The sequence below is a fragment of the Cohnella thermotolerans DSM 17683 genome (genome assembly GCF_000429825.1).
Taxonomy (GTDB): domain Bacteria; phylum Bacillota; class Bacilli; order Paenibacillales; family Paenibacillaceae; genus Cohnella; species Cohnella thermotolerans.
The window spans coordinates 1-1,448 of the sequence record NZ_AUCP01000144.1 but is presented as its reverse complement, the minus strand read 5'-3'; the positions used below and the strand labels follow the sequence as shown (position 1 = coordinate 1,448).

Here is a 1,448-nt window from a genome sequence, read left to right as displayed (position 1 = left end):
CCGATTTTTTGCATGAAAACCGCAAAGAAAATCACGGTCTAGGCTCATGCGTTGGGAGCAGCTTAAATTGATCTTGTTCAGCAAGCCCTAAATAGGAGTCCTCATATATAAACTCAATGTGTTCTCCACTAAGCTCATAGTACCAGTGTTCAAAATCGATTTTCAGTTTTCCAAATTCCAAATCCGAGCAGGGGGAATCCAAATGAATAAGTCGATTCAACCATTTGAACAAATTTTTTTTGTGTTTTTCTGAAAATAAAATTTCGTTAGTTAATGCTAAGGATTGTCGATCAAATTGAATCCCCTTAATCTTATCTGGAAAAAGGGATAAGATGGTTGTAACAATTTTGCTAAAGATATAGTCAGTTTCCTTTTCAAGGATTTGTTCGTCTTTCTTTTTGTACCCGATTTCAACTTGTTGTTTCGTCAATTCGAAGACGGCTTGACTCATCATTCATGCTCTCCTCCTTTACTACTCCCATTATAATCCAAAGGTAATGTTTTTAAATTATCGGAAATTAACATTCCCATAAATTCATTAACAAAATTCACAGCGAATTAGGAGGTTACCAGAGTTATGCGGACAGTTTTCTTTTTGTTAAATCGAAGAAAAGGTGGGTTTTCGGAATCGAAAATGTAGATCTCGTTGGCGAAATTTGATGGATTAAATCGATGAAAAATGTTTAGAACAGTTCTTCTAAATGATAATCTTACACAACCTGATTTTGTAAATATAAGATTCGCACCATTTTAAGATTTCATGAAAAGCCCTAAACTTTGTGGGGCTTGAATATTACATAAAGGTCCTGATATACTGTTTTTGTAATGTTGGTAGATTTTGTGGGTGATGTGAGGGGAAGTAGAAAATCTGAATGAACATGGTTCATCCCATCAGAGATAAGAAACAAATCGAGGTAGTGAAAAGTTATCTCAAATCGAAAAGCGTTCGGGACTACCTCATGTTTCAAGTTGGTATCTCTTCAGCTCTTCGGATCTCGGATATTCTTCGTCTTCAAATCAAACATATTTGGAACAATCGAAAACCTGTCGATTTTATTGAAATAAATGAGAAGAAAACGAGTAAGTATAAGCGTTTCCCTGTGACTCCTAATTTAGCAAAGGCAATAAAGGAATATGCAGCGGAGTATGATATGAGTGACCCTGAAGCTTTTGTATTCCGCAGTCGTAAAGGAAGCACAAAGGCGATTACTCGACAACAAGCCGTAACGATTTTAAATCATGCTTGTGATATGTGTGGCGTATCTGAAAAATTCGGGACACACGGAATGCGTAAGACCTGGGGGTACTTCGCTTTCAAAAATGGCATTTCCCTTGATTATATATCGATTGCTTTAAAAGTCCGGTGAAAAAGTCCGCCAAGCAGGCTTTTACCACGGTTTTGTCGAATTATACAGTAACACGACCATTGAAAGAGTGATTGAGCATGA

At 36.7% G+C, this 1,448-nt stretch carries 2 protein-coding genes; one reads left to right on the top strand and one right to left on the bottom strand.

Going from position 1 to position 1,448, the window contains the following annotated elements:
• Window positions 1–31: 31 nt before the first annotated feature.
• Window positions 32–454 (bottom strand): hypothetical protein, encoded by a 423-nt coding sequence (locus G485_RS27210; RefSeq protein ID WP_051318381.1) that lies wholly within the window; start codon window positions 452–454, stop codon window positions 32–34.
• 418 nt (window positions 455–872) lie between these two features.
• Between G485_RS27210 and G485_RS27205 the strand changes: the two genes are divergently transcribed.
• Window positions 873–1,367, top strand: coding sequence for a tyrosine-type recombinase/integrase (locus tag G485_RS27205; protein WP_051318380.1), 495 nt, complete (start codon window positions 873–875; stop codon window positions 1,365–1,367).
• Window positions 1,368–1,448 lie beyond the last annotated feature (81 nt).

Excerpts from the sequence above, each read along its gene's own strand:
- G485_RS27210 (WP_051318381.1), bottom strand. The coding sequence starts at position 454 with ATGATGAGTCAAGCCGTCTTCGAATTGACGAAACAACAAGTTGAAATC.
- G485_RS27205 (WP_051318380.1), top strand. The coding sequence starts at position 873 with ATGAACATGGTTCATCCCATCAGAGATAAGAAACAAATCGAGGTAGTG.